This is a genomic window from Streptomyces sp. NPDC051684, assembly GCF_044453445.1.
GTDB lineage: Bacteria > Actinomycetota > Actinomycetes > Streptomycetales > Streptomycetaceae > Streptomyces.
On sequence record NZ_JBITCS010000002.1, the window covers coordinates 284040 to 301136 of the forward strand.

Consider the following 17097-nt stretch of genomic DNA (forward strand, 5'->3'; position numbering starts at 1 on the left):
CCCGGCCGTTGCGTGTACCGTTCCCGTATCGGTGGCCGGAAGCGGTCGCCCATACGACCCCGGACCGGCGGGACATCCGGACACACATGTATGTGGGGACTCTGTCCTTCGACCTGCTCCTCGGCGACGTCCACTCGCTGAAGGAGAAGCGCTCCCTCGTCCGTCCGATCGTGGCCGAACTGCACCGCAAGTACGCGGTGAGCGTCGCGGAGACGGGCAACCAGAACCTCCACCGCCGGGCCGAGATCGGGCTCGCGGTGGTCTCCGGGGACACCGGCCACCTGACCGACGTACTGGACCGCTGCGAGCGGCTCGTCGCCGGGCGGCCCGAGGTGGAACTGCTCTCGGTCCGCCGCAGGCTCCACGGCGACGACGACTGACGCAGACTGAAGCAACAAGCAAGTAAGCACTTAAAAGGAGACGGACCAGTGGCCGACAACGCGCGCGCCAAGAGGCTGGCGGACCTCATTCGAGAGGTGGTGGCCCAGAAGCTGCAGCGTGGGATCAAGGACCCGCGGCTCGGCTCCCACATCACCATCACCGACACCCGTGTGACGGGCGACCTGCGGGAAGCGACCGTCTTCTACACGGTGTACGGGGGCGACGAGGAGCGGGCCGAGGCGGCCGCCGGTCTGGAGAGCGCCAAGGGCATCCTGCGTTCCGCGGTCGGTCAGGCGGCCGGTGTGAAGTTCACGCCGACCCTGACCTTCGTCGCGGACGCCCTGCCGGAGAACGCCCGGACCATCGAGGACCTCCTCGACCGGGCCCGGCAGTCCGACGAGAAGGTGCGCGAGGCCTCCGCGGGTGCCGATTTCGCGGGTGGCGCCGACCCGTACAGGAAGCCCGAGGATGCCGACACGGACGCTGCGGACGCCCCTGAGAAGGACGGCGAAGCCTGAGCATGTCCGACCGCACCCCTCCGCCCGACGGCCTTGTCATCGTCGACAAGCCGTCGGGCTTCACTTCGCACGACGTCGTGGCCAAGATGCGCGGGATCGCCAAGACCCGCAAGGTCGGCCACGCGGGCACCCTCGACCCGATGGCGACGGGTGTGCTCGTGCTCGGCGTCGAGCGCGCGACCAAGCTCCTCGGCCATCTCGCGCTGACCGAGAAGGAGTACCTGGGCACGATCAGGCTCGGGCAGAACACGCTCACGGACGACGCGGAGGGCGAGCTCACCTCGTCCACCGACGCGTCCGGGGTGAAGCGCGAGGCCATCGACGCGGAGATCGCCAAGCTCAGCGGCGACATCATGCAGGTGCCGTCGAAGGTCAGCGCCATCAAGATCAACGGCGTCCGCAGCTACAAGCGGGCCCGCGAGGGCGAGGAGTTCGAGATCCCGGCGCGGCCGGTCACCGTCTCGTCCTTCGCTGTGTACGACGTCCGGGACGCGGTCGCCGAGGACGGCACGCCGGTCCTCGACCTGGTCGTGTCCGTGGTCTGCTCGTCCGGTACGTACATCAGGGCGCTCGCCCGCGACCTGGGCGCCGGGCTCGGCGTCGGCGGGCATCTGACGGCGCTGCGGCGCACGCGCGTCGGCCCGTACAAGCTCGACTCGGCGCGCACCCTGGACCAGCTCCAGGAGTCGCTGACCGTGATGCCGGTGGCCGAGGCGGCCGCCGCCGCGTTCCCCCGCTGGGACGTCGACGGGCGCCGCGGGAAGCTGCTGCTCAACGGCGTGCGCCTGGAGGTGCCCGAGGAGTACGCGGGGGCGGGTCCCGTCGCCGTGTTCGGGCCCGGTGGGCAGTTCCTCGCTCTGGTCGAGGAGCAGAAGGGCAAGGCGAAGAGCCTGGCTGTGTTCGGCTGAGCCCACGCCATGAGGATTGCGGTGGAGCGGCGGGTTCCGGTCTCTGGGTGGCCGCCGCTCCACGTCCCCCTCTCAAGGGTGTATCCAGCACGCCCGTTCACTTCACCCCTTCGGGCAGGCGCTCGGAGTGAACAGGGGGAGCGCAAGGGGGCGCGTTCGCCTCTGAAGCTGTCCTGCTGATCATTGCGCGCCTACCGTCGAGGCACGGGGCGTGGCGGAGGACGGCGGGAGGGTCGCGTCATGATGGACCCGCCGCTGGTACGGATCAGTGATCTGGCCGGGCGACCGCGCGGTGCGGGCTTCGCGGCGGACGACCGGGGGACGGTCGTCACAGGACACGAGGTGGTGAGCGGGCTCGGGCGCCTGTTGGTGCACGGGCCGGGCGGTGCGACCTGTGTGGTGGAACCCGGGTCGATCGTCGAACTGCCCGAGGCGAACCTGGCGCTGCTGCGCACGCGGGGGCTCGGCGCGATGCCGCTTCCGGTGGCGGCCGCGGGCCCGCCGGTGGCCGGGGCCTACGTCCGGATTCCCGCGGGCGGCTGGCGCGAGGCGCGCGTGCTGGGGCGCTCGCCGGTCGCGTACGCGGCCGGCGGCCGCACGCATCTGGTCGACGGCGCCCTGGAGCTGGCCGTCGGCACGGACGGGGCCGACGCGCTGCGCGTCGGCGGCGGCGCCGCGGGTGGTCCGGTGCTCGACGCGCGTACGGGGGCGGTTCTCGCGGTGCTCGGTACCGCGCTGCGGGCCGGACACCGGGCGGCCGGGTTCGCGGTGCCGCTGCGGGCGGCGGCCGCCGGTACGGGCGGGCGGGGGCCGCTGGCCGAGCTGCTCGCGCGCAACGCCGCGGCCGTGCCCGCGTACGGGGACGAGCTGAATCTCGGCGGGGTGTTGCAGCTGGCCGGGGTCTCGGTGGGCAGCGACGGGCCGGGGACGGACGGGCCGGAGCCGGTCGAACGGCCGGATGTGGCACGGGAGTTGGACACCTTCACGGCGGGCGGCGATGGTGCGGCGCGGGTGCTGGCCCTGGTCGGGGAGCCGGGCAGCGGGCGCACCACGGAACTCGCCGCGTTCGCCGCGCGGCGGGCCGAGGGGGACGGCGCCGCGCCCACGGTGTGGCTGCGGGGCGCGGACCTGAGCGAGGACGACGCGTCGGTGGCGCAGGCGGTCGGGCGGACGCTCGCGCGGGCGGGGCGGATCGTGGCGGCCTCCCGCGAGGAGCCGGTCACGGGCGACGTGGGGGACGTCTCCGCCGAGCGGATCGCCGAGGTCGCCCGGGAGGCGGGCCGTCCGCTCGTCCTGCTGCTCGACGGGCCGGAGGAGATGCCGCCCGTGCTCGCGCACCGCCTTGCCGCTTGGTCGCGGGGGACCGAGCGGTGGCTCGCGGCGTGCGGAGTACGGCTCGTGGTGGCGTGCCGCGGTGCGTACTGGGAGCAGGCGGGCGCGCTGTTCGGCGCGGATGTGCTGTGCGGGCGGGCGGCGGGGGCGCTGCCGCCCGGTGTACGGATCGGGGACCTGGAGGGGGAGGCGGCGCGGCGGGCGCGGGAGCGGTTCGGGGTGCCGGAGGGGGCGCTCGCGGAGCGGGAGGCCGGGCATCCGCTGTCGTTGCGGTTGCTGAGCGAGGTGCGGGCGGCGCTGCCCGGGGACGTGGCCGGGTGCCCCGACCGGGACGGGATCTTCGGGGCGTATCTGGACCTGATGTGTCTGCGGGTGGCGGTTCGGCTGGCCGCGTCCTCGGGGGTGCGGGGGAGCGGGGTGCGCAGGCTGGCGGCGCGGGTGGCCGGGCGGGTGCACGAGGCCGCGCGGCGCAGTCTTGGGCCGGGGCAGGGGGAGTTGGACCGGGAGTCGTTCGAGGAGCTGTTTCCGTGGGGGGCGCGGGGCGGGGTCTCCGGGTGGGCGTCGGCGGTGCTCACAGAGGGGGTGCTGGTGCCGGCGGGGGGCGGGTTCCGGTTCGCCCACGAGGAGGTCGCGGACTGGATCCAGGGGATGCATCTGGATGTGGACGGGGCGTTGGAGGCGCTCGTGTTCCGGCGGCGGGAGGACGGTTTCCCGGTTCCGCGGCACCGGTCGGGGCCCGTGGTGCGGGCGCTGCTTTTCCTGGAACGGTCGGGCGGCCGCGCCGAACTGGAGTCCCGGTTGCGGGAGTTGCTGCCGTGGGCCCTGCCGGCGGGGCCGGGCCTTGACGAGGGCGGGGGCGGCACCGGGGGCCGCCTTGCCCACCCTGCCGCCCAAGGCGGCAGATTGCCCAAGTCGGGGGCGGCCGAGCGCAATGGGCGGGGAGCCGGGGTTGGTGGCCGGGTGCCCAAGGCGAGGGTGCCCGAGGCGGGGGCGGCCGCCTGGTGTGCCCCGGGCGAAGGGTGGGCGAATCAAGCCCCTGCGGCGATTGAGCAGCGGGGTCCGGGGCGGAGCCCCGAGGCGTGGGGGGACGGTGACCTGGAAGCGGCCTGGTGGGGGGCCGCACTGGTGCGGGGGGTGCTGGAGGGGGCGGACGACGCCGGGGCGTATCGCGGGGTGCTGGAAGCGCTCGCCGAGGCGGGATGCTTCGACGGAGCATTCTGGATGCGGCTGGCCGTGGACGACGACACCCGGTTCGAACTGCTGCGCCGCGCCGTCGTGCACGACGCGGACGAGGCCGGCGACCGATGCCTGGACACCGTCGCGGAGGCGCTCGCCGCCGAGCCGCGGCGCGTGCAACGCAGACTGACGCGGTGGTTCGACGACGAGCGGGCGCTGTCCGCCCTGCCCGACGCCACTGTCGCCGACGTCGCCCAGGCCCTGCTCCACACCCACCGCCACCGCGACCTCGACGATCTTCTCGAGGCCCTCGTCGAGTGCGCCCACCCGCGCGCCGACGAACTGCTCGCGACGCTGGCCGACGAGGAGCCGTCCGCCGTGTGCCGGGCCATCGACCGGTGGGCCCACGACGAGCGCCCCGAGCGGCACATCGCCGCCGCCGCGTACGGCGTGCGGGTCGCGCCCAGGGCCGACGGCGCGACCGACCGGGAGCTGCTGCGCCGCGTCGCGCTCGCCCTCCTCGCGGGGCCCGACCGCGCGCTGCACGGCCCCGCGCTCGCCCTCCTCGTACGGGATCCGGACGCGCGGCCGGTGTATCTGGCCCGGGCGCTGGAGCGGTTCGCGGCGGGCGCCGCCGGGTTGCCCGCCGACGCGCTCGCCCCGGCCCTGGCCACCCACCCGGAACCCGTGTTCGCGGCCTTCCAGGCGCGCCTGCGGGAGCCGGGCCCCGGCCTCGGCGACATCCTGCGGACCCTCGCCGGACTGACCGAACCCGCGCAGGCCCGGCGCGCCGCCGCGCTCGTACGGGAGCTCGCCGAGGACTGGCCGGATGCCGCGGCCGCGCAGGTGGCGGCGTTCGTCGACCGGTGTCTCGAACGCGGGGACGACGCACGGGCCGTGATGTACCCGCTGGTCGTGGGCCTGGTGTCGGAGCGGCCCCCGGTCGTGCGCAGCGCCCTGGCACGGGTGCTCGCGGCGCCCGGCACGACCGCGTCGCGCGCGCTGCGGGCCGAGCTGCTCGACGTACTGCTTGAGGAGGAGCGGGACCCCGTCGTGCTCGACGCCCTGCTGTGTGCCGCCGCGCGGGACGCGGCGCGGCGCGGGCAGGCCAGGACCCGGGACCTGGTGCACCGCACGGGCATGCTGCTGGTGCGCACGCCGGAAGGGGCGTCCCGCTTCGACGCGCTGCTCGTGGAGCTCGCGCGGTCCGTGCCGGGCTTCGCCGGCCAGGTGGCGCGGTGGCTGGCGGGGGCGCCCCGCGAGTGGGCGACGCTCGTCGGCCCGAGCTCCCGGCGGATGATCGAGGACCTGGCCGGGGTGCGGGTGCCCGCGTAGCGTCGCGGGCCCGCCCGATGCGAAGCGCGGGCGGGCGGCATGGCACTCTTAGACCTGCGTATTCGGTAGAGAGACGCAAGGTTCCAAACGGTCGGACACAGGTTTGCGAGGGGCAATCACCGTGCAGCGCTGGCGTGGCTTGGAGGACATCCCCCAGGACTGGGGGCGCAGCGTCGTCACCATCGGCTCCTACGACGGGGTGCATCGCGGGCACCAGTTGATCATCGGGCGGGCCGTGGAGCGGGCGCGCGAGCTCGGCGTCCCGGCCGTCGTGGTCACCTTCGACCCGCACCCCAGCGAGGTCGTGCGCCCGGGCTCGCACCCGCCGCTGCTCGCCCCGCACCACCGGCGCGCCGAACTGATGGCCGAGCTCGGCGTGGACGCGGTGCTGATCCTCCCGTTCACCACCGAGTTCTCGAAGCTGTCGCCCGCCGACTTCGTGGCGAAGGTGCTCGTCGACAAGCTGCACGCGCGCGTGGTCGTCGAGGGCCCCAACTTCCGCTTCGGCCACAAGGCCGCCGGCAATGTCGACTTCCTGGCCGAGCAGGGACAGACGTACGACTTTGAAGTCGAGGTCGTGGACCTGTACGTCAGCGGTTCCGCCGGGGGCGGTCAGCCGTTCTCCTCCACGCTGACGCGGCGGCTCGTCGCCGACGGCGACGTGGTGGGCGCCGCCGAGATCCTCGGCCGGCCGCACCGCGTCGAGGGCGTCGTCGTGCGCGGCGCGCAGCGCGGCCGCGAGCTCGGCTTCCCGACCGCCAACGTCGAGACCCTCCCGCACACCGCGGTCCCGGCCGACGGTGTCTACGCCGGGTGGCTGTACGTGAACGACGAGGCGATGCCCGCGGCGATCTCCGTCGGCACGAACCCCCAGTTCGACGGCACCGAGCGCACGGTCGAGGCCTACGCCATCGACCGTGTCGGCCTCGACCTGTACGGGCTGCACGTGGCCGTGGAGTTCGTGGCGTTCGTGCGCGGCATGGCGAAGTTCGAGTCGCTCGACGAGCTGATCGCCGCCATCGCGGACGACGTGAAGCGCTCGCGTGAGCTCGTCGAGGCGTCCAAGGCCTGAGGCCCGCGATCCGCACCGGAGTGACGCAGGTCACTTCGGGATGTGTCACATCGCGGCTGGGCGCTCCGTCGTAGTGGTGTCACCACTTGAGACGAAGTGCGAAGGAGCCCCTCATGGAACCGCGACTCGACCTCTTCAAGAACCCGGTCATCGGCAAGATGCTCAAGCACGTCATCGCGGCGGGCAAGGCCGCCGAGGGATCCGGTGTGCCGGCGCCGACGCTGAACCTGGTCATGATCCGGGCCAGCCAGATCAACGGCTGCTCGGGCTGTCTGGACATGCACGTCAAGGACGCGGCCGAGGCCGGTGAGACGGCGGTCCGGCTCGCCCTGGTCGCCGCCTGGCGCGAGGCCAAGGTCTTCACCGAGGCCGAGAAGGCGGCCCTGGAGCTGGCCGAGGCGGGCACCCGCATCGCGGACAGCGCCGGTGTCTCCGACGAGGTGTGGGAGAAGGCCGCCAAGCACTACGACGAGGCGCAGCTCGGCGGCCTCGTCGGCTGCATCGCGATGATCAATACGTTCAACCGGTTCAACGTGATGACCCAGCAGCCGGCGGGCGACTACGTGCCCGGCATGTTCGGCTGAGTCGTCCTCGGGGGCAACCGACGAAGGCCCGGTTCCGGGGGAGCCGGGCCTTCGTCGGTCTCACGTCGGGCTACTCGGCCGCGGCCTTCGCCGCCGCCCAGTGGCACGCCACCTGCGACGTCGCCGCGCCCGTGAGCACCGGCAGATCCACCGTCCGGCACGCGTCGGCGACCCCCGCCTCCTGCGCCCGGCCGTCCGCCAGGACCTGGCAGCGCGCGTGGAAGCGGCAGCCGCCGGGGATGCGGGACGGGTCCGGGGGCTCGCCCGTGAGGACCACCGGTTCGCCCGGGGCCTCCGGGAGCACCGACAACAGCGCCTGGGTGTACGGGTGTTGTGGCGCGGTCAGGACGTCCTCCACCCGGCCCGTCTCCACGATGCGGCCCAGGTACATCACCGCCACCCGGTCCGCGATGTTCCAGGCGAGACCGAGGTCGTGCGTGACCACCAGCGCCGACAGGCCCAGCTCGTCCCGCAGCCGCAGCAGCAGGGCGAGGATCTCACCCCGTACGGACGCGTCCAGGGACGCCACCGGCTCGTCCGCCACGATCAGTTCGGGGTCGAGGACCAGCGCGCCCGCGATGACCACGCGCTGGCGCTGACCGCCCGACAACTCGTGCGGATAGCGCAGGAAGAAGCGCTCCGGAGGGCGAAGTCCCGCGCGGGACAGGGCGCTTGTGACCGCCTCGCGCTCGTCGCCCGCGTAGCCGTGGATGCGCAGCCCCTCGGCCACCGCGTCGTACACCGTGTGCCGCGGGTTCAGGGAGCCGCTCGGGTCCTGGAGGACCAACTGGACGCGCTTGCGGTACGACTTGAGCGCCTTCGAGGCGTAGTCCAGCGGCCGGCCCGCGAACGTGACCTTGCCCGCCGTCGGCTTCTCCAGGCCCAGCAGGGTGCGTGCCAGGCTCGTCTTGCCGCAGCCGGACTCGCCGACCAGCGCCACGATCTCGCCGGGCGCGATGTCCAGGTCGACGCCGTCCACGGCCCGCGCCTCGGCGGCGCCGCGCCGGCCGGGGAACGTGACGTGCAACTGGTCGGCGCTGAGGAGGGTCCGCACGGAACCGTCCGGCTTCTGAAGCGTTTCCGTCATGCTGTGGTGCTCCTTGCTTCGGCTTCCGCGCCCAGGGCGTCACTTGAACCCACGTGCACACACGCCGCCCGCCGCTCCGGGCCCGCCACCCGCAGCACCTGGTCCTCGCTCGAACAGACGTCGAGCGCCACCGGGCAGCGCGGATGGAACGTGCAGCCGGACGGCAGCGCCGACGGGTCCGGCGGGTCGCCGGGCAGCCCACGCGGCGCGAACCGGGACGCCGGGTCGCCGATCGTCGGGAACGCCGCCGACAGCGCCTTCGCGTAGGGGTGCACCGCGTCCTCGTACACCTGGAGGGCCGGGCCCTCCTCGACGACGCGGCCCGCGTACATCACGGCGAGCCGGTCGCAGGTGTCGGAGAGGACCGCGAGGTCGTGGCTGATCATGATCAGGCCGAGGTTCTCCTCGGTCACCAACTGCTCGATCAGGCGCAGGATCTGGGCCTGGATCATCACGTCGAGGGCCGTCGTCGGCTCGTCGGCGATGATCAGGTCGGGCTCGCAGGCGAGCGCCATGGCGATCATCACGCGCTGGCGCTGGCCGCCGGAGAGCTCGTGCGGGTAGGCGTTGGCGCGCGCGGCCGGGAGGCCCACGTGTTCGAGCAGCTCGCCGACCTTCTTCTTCGCGCCCTCCTGCGTCGCCTTCTTGTGCAGGAGGATCGGTTCGGCGATCTGGTCGCCGATGCGGTGCACCGCGTTGAGCGAGTGCATCGCGCCCTGGAAGACGATCGAGGCGCCCGCCCAGCGCACGGCCCGCACCCGGCCCCACTTCATGGCGAGGACGTCCTCGCCGTTCAGCAGGATCTCGCCGGTGACCTTGGCGTCCTTGGGGAGCAGGCGCAGCAGCGCGAGCGCGAGCGTGGACTTTCCGCAGCCGGACTCGCCCGCGATGCCGAGCTTCTGGCCGGCCTCCACGGCCAGGTTCACGCCGCGGACGGCCTGCGCCCCGCCGGCGTACGTCACGGTGAGGTCCCGTACCTCGAGAAGCGTCATGAACGGGCCCCCAGCTTCGGGTTGAGGACGGATTCGACCGCGCGGCCGCACAGGGTGAAGGAGAGCGCGACGATCGCGATGGCGATGCCGGGCGGGGCCAGGTACCACCAGTCGCCCGCGCTGACCGCGCCCGCCTCGCGCGCGTCCTGGAGCATGCCGCCCCAGGAGGTGACGGTCGGGTCGGACAGGCCGAGGAACGCCAGGGTCGCCTCGGTCAGGATCGCCGAGGAGATGATCATCGTGGTCTGGGCGAGGACCAGCGGCATCACGTTCGGCAGCACGTGCCGCGTCATGACGTGGCCGTGGCTGCCGCCGAGCGCCCGCGCCCGCTCGATGTACGGGCGCGCCTCGACCGAGAGGGTCTGGGCGCGCACCAGACGTGCGGTCGTCGGCCAGGTCGTCACGCCGATCGCGATGATCACGGTCCACATCGAACGGTCCATGACGGTCGCGAGCGCGATGGCGAGCACCAGCGTCGGCATCACGAGGAACCAGTCCGTGACGCGCATCAGGACCGTCGAGTACCCGCCGCGGAAGTGGCCCGCGACGATGCCGATAACGGTGCCGATCGCCACGCACAGGAACGCCGCGAGCAGCCCCACGGTGAGCGAGATGCGCGCCCCGTACACCAGGAGGGCGAGCACGCTGCGGCCGAACTGGTCGGTGCCCAGCGGGAATTCGGCGCTCGGCCCCTCAAGGGGACCGCCGGGCGCGTCCGTGACGCTCTGCGAGTCTGCGCCGACCAGGACCGGCGCGAGGATCGCGATCAGTGCGATCAGGATCAGCAGCCCGAGCCCCCACAGGCCGCTGCGGTGCGCGCGGTAGGAGCGCCAGAAGCGGGTCAGGGACTGGCGCTTGCGGGCGCGCGCGAGGGAGCGCGCGCTGGGCGCCTTCGGGGCTTTCGGGTCCTTCGAAGGCGCGGTTTCGGTCGTCGTCATCGGCCCACCCTCGGGTCGAGCAGCGGATAGAGGATGTCGGCGAGGGTGTTCGCGAGGATCACCGCGGTGGCGAAGACGAAGAACAGGCCCTGGACGAGCGGGAGATCGGGCACGGACAGCGCCTGGTAGAAGAGCCCGCCGAGTCCGGGCCACGAGAAGACGGTCTCCACGAGGATCTGCCCGGCGACCACATGCCCCAGGTTCACGAACATCAGCGTGAACGTCGGCAGCATCGCGTTCGGCACCGCGTGCTTGCGGCGCACCAGGTCGTCGCGGAGGCCCTTGGCGCGCGCGGTCGTCAGATAGTCGCTGCCCATCTCGTCGAGCAGCGAGGAGCGCATGACGAGGAGCGTCTGCGCGTAGCCGACCGCGACCAGGGTGACCACCGGAAGGATCAGATGGTGCGCGACATCGAGGATGTACGCGAACCCGGTCTCGCCGCCCGATTCGAGGCCGCCCGTCGGGAACATGCCCGGGATCGGCCCGATGCCGACGGCGAACACGATGATGAGCAGCAGCCCCAGCCAGAACGCCGGGACCGAGTAGAGCGTCAGCGCGAACGCCGTGTTGAACCGGTCGCTGCGTGACCCGTTGCGCCACGCCGTGCGTGTGCCGAGCCAGATGCCGAGCGCCGAGTACAGGACGTACGCCGTGCCCGTGAGCAGCAGCGTCGCCGGGAGCGCGTCGAGGATCTTGTCCATCACCGGGGTGTGGAACTGGTACGAGATACCGAAGTCACCGGAGAGCGCGTCCCCGATGTACGACGTGAACTGCTTCCACATCGGCTGGTCGAGGCCGTACTGGTGGCGCAGGTTCTGCAGTTGCTCCGAGGAGACCTTGCGGCCGCCGGTCATCTGCTTGACCGGGTCGGAGGGGATGAGCCGGAACAGGAAGAAGCTCGTGACGAGAACGGCGAACAGCGAGACGATCGCGCCGCCGATCTTCGCGAGCGCGTACTGGACGTACGCCTTGGTGTTGCGGGCCCGGGGCCCGCGGGCGGCGGGCGGCGCCCCGGCCGAAGCCGGGTCGCCGTCCGTGCCGTCCGCGGGCTGCACGAGCGCCGGAGTGCTGTCAGCTGTCATGGTTCACATGTCTTCTTACTCGCGTGTTGCTCGCGTGGCTGTGCGTCGCCTACTCGCGCTCGTCCGCCGTCGTCCGGCGCCGCCGCGCGAAGAGCACTCCGCCGCCGATGACGACGAGCGCCGCGACCACGATGCCGATCACGATCCCGGTGGAACTGGACGAACCGCTGTCCTCGCTGTCGGACGCCGCCGCGGGTTCGGCCGACCACCAGCTCCAATACCCGTCCTGGCCGTAGATGTTGCCGGCGGCGGTGGGCATCGTCTGGATGGACTTGATCTGGTCGGTGCGGTAGGCCTCGACCGCGTTCGGGTACGCCATGACGTTCATGTAGCCGGAGTCGTAGAGCCAGGACTCCATCTTCTTCACGGTCTGCGCGCGCGAGTCCGGGTCGTAATCGGCGAGCTGCTGGTTGTAGAGCTTGTCGAAGGTCTTGTCGCAGATGCCGTTGTCGGTCTGCGCGACCTCCTTCGGCTTGCTCGGCAGGGCGGCGCAGGTGTGGATGCCGAGCACGAAGTCCGGGTCCGGGTTGACCGACCAGCCGTCGAAGGCGAGGTCGTACTCACCGGCGTACCAGGGCACGGAGACGTCGTCGACGCAGTTGAGCTTGAGGCCGATGCCGACCTTGCCCCACCACTCCTTCAGGTACTTGCCGACCGCCTTGTCGTTGGGGTCGGTGGCGTGGCACAGCATCCGCAGGTTGATCGGCTTGCCGTCCTTGCCGACGCGCTTGCCGTCCTTCATCTTGTAGCCCGCGTCGTCGAGCATCTGGCCCGCGGCCTTCGGGTCGTAGCTCAGCTGCTGGTCGCCCGAGGGCTGCCAGTAGTAGTCCTGGAAGCGCGGCGGGATGTAGCCCTGGCCGCGCACGGCGTGGCCCTGGAAGACCTTCTCGACGATGGTCTTGGTGTCGACGGACCGGAAGAGTGCCTGGCGGAAGTCCTTGTCCAGCAGCGCCGGGTTGCCGTCGCCGAACTTCTTGCCGCTCTTGGTCTTCCAGCCGGGGTTCACCGCTATGGCGTAGAAGCGGCGTCCCGGGCCCTCGTTGACCTTGATGTCCTTCTCGCCCTTGAGGGACGCCGCCTGAGCGGGCGTCAGGGCGGGGGAGCCGGCCACGAAGGAGACCTCGCCCTTGCGCAGGGCGGCGACCGCGGCGTCCTGGTCCTTGTACGTCTTGAAGACGATGTTGTCGAACTGCGGCGTCTTCGTCTTGCGCCAGAAGTCCGGGTTGCGCTTCAGCTTCACGTACTGGTCGGTCTTGTAGCCGGTGACGACGTACGGGCCGTTCCCGACGATCGGGAAGTCCTTGTCGTTGTTGAACTTCGAGTAGTCCTTGACGTCCTTCCAGATGTGCTCGGGCACGATCGGGATGTCGAGGGACGTCATGGTCGCCTGCGGCTTCTTCAGCTCGACGACGAGCTCGGTGTCGCTGGGCGCCGTGACCTTCTTGAAGTTGCCGACGAACGAGCCGTTGGCGGTCGCCGCGCCGTCGTCCGTCATCATCTTGTTGAAGGTGAAGGCGGCGTCGTGGGCGGTGGCCTTCTGGCCGTCGGACCACTTCGAGTCCGAGCGGATGGTGTACGTCCACGTCAGCTTGTCGGCCGAGGGCTTCCACTTCGTGGCGAACCCGGGGACGACGTGGTTGTCCTTCGGGTCGTAATTGGTCAGGTACTCGTACATCAGCCGGTGGATGCTCGTACTGACCAGGCGCGTCGCCAGGAACGGGCTCAGCGAGTCGACGCTCTGCGCGACGGCCACGGTGAGGGTCTTGTTCTTGCCGCTGTCGGCCTTGGCCGCGGCGTTGCCGCTCGCCTTCGCCTCGGCCTGCTGCGGCGCCGGGTTGAGCGGCGTGGCGAGGCCTGCCGTCAGGGTGAACGCCGCGGCTCCGGCCGCGAGGAGTATCCGCACTCCGCGCCGCGGTGGGCGGGCCGTTCTGTGGTCCATGTCTTGCTGAGCTGGTGTGTCCATCGGCGGTGACCTCGCGCATCGCTCGCACAGCTGGGCTGGATCTGAGAATTCAGGTCGACTGAAGTGTTGGTTTATCAGCGGCAGTTGAGGAACGTCAACGGTGGGTGAACCCCATGTGGCCTGCGGAAATAACGAGTTGACCTGCATTTCACGCACATTGGTCGAGACCTCTGACGCTTTGCAGGCCAGGGGATGGCACCCGGATGGGTGCAGGACACGCCGGGGGCCCGCAACCGTGTTCGACGGGTGCGGGCCCCTGGTGGGTGTGTGCGTGGGGGAGTTACTGGTGCGGGGGCGGCGGTGGGGTCTGCCAGCCGGGGTGCATCGGCTGCTGCGGTGCCGGGTGCTGGTGTTGATGGGGGCGGGCGAAGCCCTCGGCGACCATCGCGGAGAGGTCGAAGTAGGCCTCCCGCACCTTCGGGCGCATCATGTCGAGGTCGACCTCGGCGCCGGCCGCCAGGTGCTCGTCGAAGGGGATGACGATCACGCCGCGGCAGCGCGTCTCGAAGTGGCTGACGATGTCGTCCACCTTGATCATCTTGCCGGTCTCTCGGACGCCGGAGATGACCGTGAGGGAACGGGCGATGAGCTCGGAGTACCCGTGCGCGGACAGCCAGTCGAGGGTGGTGCTGGCGCTGGACGCGCCGTCGACGGACGGCGTCGAGATGATGATCAACTGGTCGGCCAGGTCGAGGACTCCGCGCATCGCCGAGTAGAGCAGGCCGGTGCCCGAGTCGGTCAGGATGACCGGGTACTGCTTGCCGAGCACGTCGATCGCGCGTCGGTAGTCCTCGTTGTCGAACGTCGAGGAGACCTCCGGCTCCACGTCGTTGGCGATGATCTCCAGGCCGGAGGGGGTCTGCGAGGTGTACTGGCGGATGTCCGCGTACGAGTGCAGGTGCGGGATGTTCTGCACCAGGTCGCGGATGGTGGCGCCGGTCTCGCGGCGGACGCGGCGGCCGAGCGTGCCGGCGTCCGGGTTGGCGTCGATGGCGAGGATCTTGTCCTGGCGTTCCGAGGCGAGGGTCGAGCCGAGGGCCGTCGTGGTGGTCGTCTTGCCGACGCCGCCCTTGAGGCTGATCACGGCGATGCGGTAGCAGGACGAGACCGGGGTGCGGATGAGCTCCAGCTTCCGCTGCCGCTCCGCCTCCTCCTTCTTGCCCCCGAACTTGAACCGCCCGCCACCGGCGCCGGGTGCTTTGCTGCGCTGCTTCTGCCGCTTGCTGTTGACCAGCCGGTCGGCGGACAGCTCGACGGCGGCGGTGTAGCCGAGGGGGGCGTTGGTGTCGTGGGGGTAGGGCTGTTGGTGGGTGGGGGCGGGGGGCTGTTGCCAGGTGGGGGTGGCGTGGGGCAACGGTTGGGCGGGTGGCTGTGGTTGAGCGGGGTGGGGGGAGCCGTATGCGGCCGGTGGGGTGGGTGTGGCCGGTGGCTGGTTCTGGGGCGGCGGTGCCGGTTGGGCGGGTGCCGGCGGGAAGCCGTAGGCGGGTTGTGGTGTCGGTGCGGCGGGCGGTTGCGGGGAGCCGTAGGCGGGCTGTGGTGCGGGTGTGGTGGGCGGTTGCGGGAAGCCGTAACCGGCCGGGGGCGCGGGGGCGGTGGGCTGTTGGCCGTGGGCCGGCGGTGCCGGTTGAAGCGGGGGCTGGGGGAAGCCGTAGCCGGGCTGGGGCATCGGCTGGGCGGGGGGCTGGGAGCCGTAAGCCGCTTGGGCCGGGGGCTGGGGTGCGGGTGCGTTGGGGGCGGCGGGCTGCGGGAGACCGTGGCCGGGCGGGCCGTATCCACCCTGGGGTGCCGGGGGTTGGCCCTCGGCCGGTGGTGCCGGTTGCGGGAAGCCGTATGCGCTCTGGGGGTGTGGCGGGGCCACGGCGGGCGGGGTGTTCGGGGCGGCGAGGGATGGTTGGCCGGGTGCGGGGTCGGTCCACTGCGGGGCCGCGGGCGGCGCGGCCGGCTGGAACGACGGCGGCAACGGGGGCACTCCGCCTGCCGGCGGGGGCGGGGGAGCCCAGCCTGCCGGTGGGGTGGGGGCGGTGCCGGGGGCCGGTGCGCTGGCGTTGTGGCGCGGGGCCGGAGTCGGCGGCTCCGCCATGGGTTCGGGGGTGGTGGGCGTGGCCGAGGCGGACGGTGCGCTGGTGACGTCGTGCGGGGCCGGGGCCGGTTGTGGCGTCGTGGGGCCGGTGGCCGCGGGGGCGTCGGCGACCGGTTCGGGGAGGGGCACCCTGGAATCCGTGGCGGTTGCCGCCGGCTCCGCCGCGGCCTCGCCGGTGGGCGCCGCATCGGTCTCTGCGAAGTCCGGCGCCGCGAGCGGGAAGTCGGTGTCCGCCGGGACGGCATCGGCCGTCTTCGCGCGGGAGCTCTCCGTGTCGATGTCGACGTGCACCCGGTGGGCGTCGACCCATGCGCGTGCCCTCTCCTCGGGAGTCTTGTCCTCCGGGGGCGCGGGGGCGGGAGGCTCTCCGAGCGCAGCGAGCTCCTCGAAGCTGCGCTTCAGCGAGGGCGCGGAGAAACGCAGCGTGGTCCCGCTTTCAAGATCCCCGCTGCCCAAGTCCCCCTGGCCCAGGCCCTCACGGCCTCCGGCCGTGCCGCCGGGCGCGTACGCCGCGGCGACGGGACCGGTCGACTCGGCGGGCGCGGTCGGCGCGACCGGGCCCTCCGGAGTGGCGGGCCCAGTCGGTGCTGGTGGGACCGCTGGCGCTCCCGGCGCGACGGGGATTGCCGACGCGGCTTGGGTCGCCGGATCCACCGGGGGGATGGGAGTCACGGGCTGAGCGGGAGCCTCCGGAGTGGCGGGTGCTGCCGGGGCCGATGGCGTCGCTGTTGCTCCCGGCGCGACGGGAGTTGCCGACGCGGTCGACGCGGTCGACTCAGCCGGAGCTGCCGGAGCTGCCGGAGCTGCCTGGGTCGCCGGACCCACCGGCCAGGCGGGAGCCTCGGGACTGGCGGGTGCTGCTGGGGCGCCTGATGCCCCCGGCGCGACGGGAGTTCCCGACGTGGTCGGGGCTGCTGGAGCCCACGGTGCTCCCGGAGAAGGAGGGGCCGGTGGAGCCACCGTTTCCACCGGCACCCCTGGCGCGGCCGAGGCATCCGGAGCCGCCTGTGCACCCGGTGCCCTCGGTACCGGGGAAGCGGCCGGAGCCGCCTGGGCCCCAGGTGCCCCCGGCACCGGGGAAGCTGCCGGAGCGCCCGGACCCGCCGGATAGCTCGGAGCCGCCGGAGCCGCCGCCCCCGCCGGGCCCACCGCTCCCATCGGCTCCGCCGAGCCCACCGACCCCGCCGCCCCCGCGGCAGCGCCCGCCCCCGCAGCCCAATCGCCCCCGCCAGCCCGCGAGTTCGCCTGCTCGTACCACGGTGGTGGTGCGTAGTCGATGGTGAACTCGCCCGTGAAATCGGCTGTCTGCTCGGCACCGGGTCCCGCGACAGGTGGGTCGCCGGCGGGTGAACCGCCGCCCCCGTGGACGTCGTCCCGATCGCTGCTCACAATGCCTCCTGGTGTGGTCGAGCACCGGCGTGCCTCCCCCCGTCCCCCGTGACGCGCGCGCGGGAACACAGGACACGTCCTGTCCCAGCCTAATCACCAAAACCGCCCGCACGGCAGGCCCGTCCAGACCCCGTCGACTAGACTCGCCGCGCCGTGACCGGGGAGGTCGTGGCTCGGACGGCGGCGGGGAGGGCGTGGCGTGCGGAATCGGATGAGGGGCGGCGCCCCGCCCGGGTGCGTACGGCACCCCGACTGACCCG

Annotated in this window: 12 protein-coding genes and 1 pseudogene; 6 read left to right on the plus strand and 7 right to left on the minus strand. The window is 72.5% G+C overall.

Annotated features, from left to right (window positions below; genetic code table 11):
• The first annotated feature begins 86 nt into the window (after positions 1-86).
• From ACIA8D_RS03785 to ACIA8D_RS03810, 6 genes are all read left to right on the plus strand, one after another.
• A complete protein-coding gene (locus ACIA8D_RS03785) occupies positions 87-380 on the plus strand; it encodes a DUF503 domain-containing protein (RefSeq protein ID WP_385761001.1) in 294 nt (97 codons plus the stop codon).
• A gap of 48 nt (positions 381-428) precedes the next feature.
• Positions 429-899, plus strand: coding sequence for a 30S ribosome-binding factor RbfA (gene rbfA / locus ACIA8D_RS03790; protein WP_399228385.1), 471 nt, complete (start codon positions 429-431; stop codon positions 897-899).
• 2 nt (positions 900-901) lie between these two features.
• Entirely contained in the window at positions 902-1807 is a 906-nt protein-coding gene (gene truB, locus ACIA8D_RS03795; protein WP_399228386.1) for a tRNA pseudouridine(55) synthase TruB, read from the plus strand.
• 240 nt (positions 1808-2047) lie between these two features.
• Positions 2048-5650, plus strand: a complete 3603-nt coding sequence (locus ACIA8D_RS03800; RefSeq protein WP_399228388.1) for a serine protease — start codon at positions 2048-2050, stop codon at positions 5648-5650.
• A 121-nt stretch (positions 5651-5771) separates the two neighbouring features.
• A complete protein-coding gene (locus ACIA8D_RS03805; RefSeq protein WP_399228390.1) occupies positions 5772-6722 on the plus strand; it encodes a bifunctional riboflavin kinase/FAD synthetase in 951 nt (316 codons plus the stop codon).
• A 113-nt stretch (positions 6723-6835) separates the two neighbouring features.
• Positions 6836-7306, plus strand: a complete 471-nt coding sequence (locus tag ACIA8D_RS03810; protein ID WP_399228392.1) for a carboxymuconolactone decarboxylase family protein — start codon at positions 6836-6838, stop codon at positions 7304-7306.
• Between the two features lie 70 nt (positions 7307-7376).
• Here the strand turns inward: ACIA8D_RS03810 and ACIA8D_RS03815 are convergent, their stop codons facing one another.
• The 7 genes and pseudogenes from ACIA8D_RS03815 to ACIA8D_RS03845 all read right to left on the minus strand — a co-directional run.
• Positions 7377-8393 carry an oligopeptide/dipeptide ABC transporter ATP-binding protein gene (locus ACIA8D_RS03815; RefSeq protein ID WP_399228394.1) on the minus strand — a complete coding sequence of 339 codons (1017 nt, stop codon included), beginning with the start codon at positions 8391-8393 and terminating at the stop codon, positions 7377-7379.
• Entirely contained in the window at positions 8390-9385 is a 996-nt protein-coding gene (locus ACIA8D_RS03820; protein ID WP_399228396.1) for an ABC transporter ATP-binding protein, read from the minus strand. Before ACIA8D_RS03820 ends, ACIA8D_RS03815 begins: the two co-directional genes overlap by 4 nt.
• Positions 9382-10323, minus strand: a complete 942-nt coding sequence (locus tag ACIA8D_RS03825) for an ABC transporter permease (protein ID WP_399228398.1) — start codon at positions 10321-10323, stop codon at positions 9382-9384. Before ACIA8D_RS03825 ends, ACIA8D_RS03820 begins: the two co-directional genes overlap by 4 nt.
• Positions 10320-11405, minus strand: coding sequence for an ABC transporter permease (locus ACIA8D_RS03830; protein WP_399228399.1), 1086 nt, complete (start codon positions 11403-11405; stop codon positions 10320-10322). The genes ACIA8D_RS03825 and ACIA8D_RS03830 overlap by 4 nt, the downstream gene beginning before the upstream one ends.
• A gap of 49 nt (positions 11406-11454) precedes the next feature.
• Positions 11455-13344 carry an ABC transporter substrate-binding protein gene (locus tag ACIA8D_RS03835; protein ID WP_399228401.1) on the minus strand — a complete coding sequence of 630 codons (1890 nt, stop codon included), beginning with the start codon at positions 13342-13344 and terminating at the stop codon, positions 11455-11457.
• A gap of 304 nt (positions 13345-13648) precedes the next feature.
• Positions 13649-14722, minus strand: coding sequence for a MinD/ParA family protein (locus ACIA8D_RS03840; RefSeq protein WP_399228543.1), 1074 nt, complete (start codon positions 14720-14722; stop codon positions 13649-13651).
• 1977 nt (positions 14723-16699) lie between these two features.
• Positions 16700-16906, minus strand: a pseudogene (locus ACIA8D_RS03845) (SCO5717 family growth-regulating ATPase); the annotation flags it as partial.
• Positions 16907-17097: the final 191 nt, after the last annotated feature.

Excerpts from the sequence above, each read along its gene's own strand:
- ACIA8D_RS03785 (WP_385761001.1), top strand. The coding sequence starts at position 87 with ATGTATGTGGGGACTCTGTCCTTCGACCTGCTCCTCGGCGACGTCCAC.
- truB (WP_399228386.1), top strand. The coding sequence starts at position 902 with ATGTCCGACCGCACCCCTCCGCCCGACGGCCTTGTCATCGTCGACAAG.
- ACIA8D_RS03800 (WP_399228388.1), top strand. The coding sequence starts at position 2,048 with ATGATGGACCCGCCGCTGGTACGGATCAGTGATCTGGCCGGGCGACCG.
- ACIA8D_RS03810 (WP_399228392.1), top strand. The coding sequence starts at position 6,836 with ATGGAACCGCGACTCGACCTCTTCAAGAACCCGGTCATCGGCAAGATG.
- ACIA8D_RS03815 (WP_399228394.1), bottom strand. The coding sequence starts at position 8,393 with ATGACGGAAACGCTTCAGAAGCCGGACGGTTCCGTGCGGACCCTCCTC.
- ACIA8D_RS03820 (WP_399228396.1), bottom strand. The coding sequence starts at position 9,385 with ATGACGCTTCTCGAGGTACGGGACCTCACCGTGACGTACGCCGGCGGG.
- ACIA8D_RS03825 (WP_399228398.1), bottom strand. The coding sequence starts at position 10,323 with ATGACGACGACCGAAACCGCGCCTTCGAAGGACCCGAAAGCCCCGAAG.
- ACIA8D_RS03830 (WP_399228399.1), bottom strand. The coding sequence starts at position 11,405 with ATGACAGCTGACAGCACTCCGGCGCTCGTGCAGCCCGCGGACGGCACG.
- ACIA8D_RS03835 (WP_399228401.1), bottom strand. The coding sequence starts at position 13,344 with ATGGACCACAGAACGGCCCGCCCACCGCGGCGCGGAGTGCGGATACTC.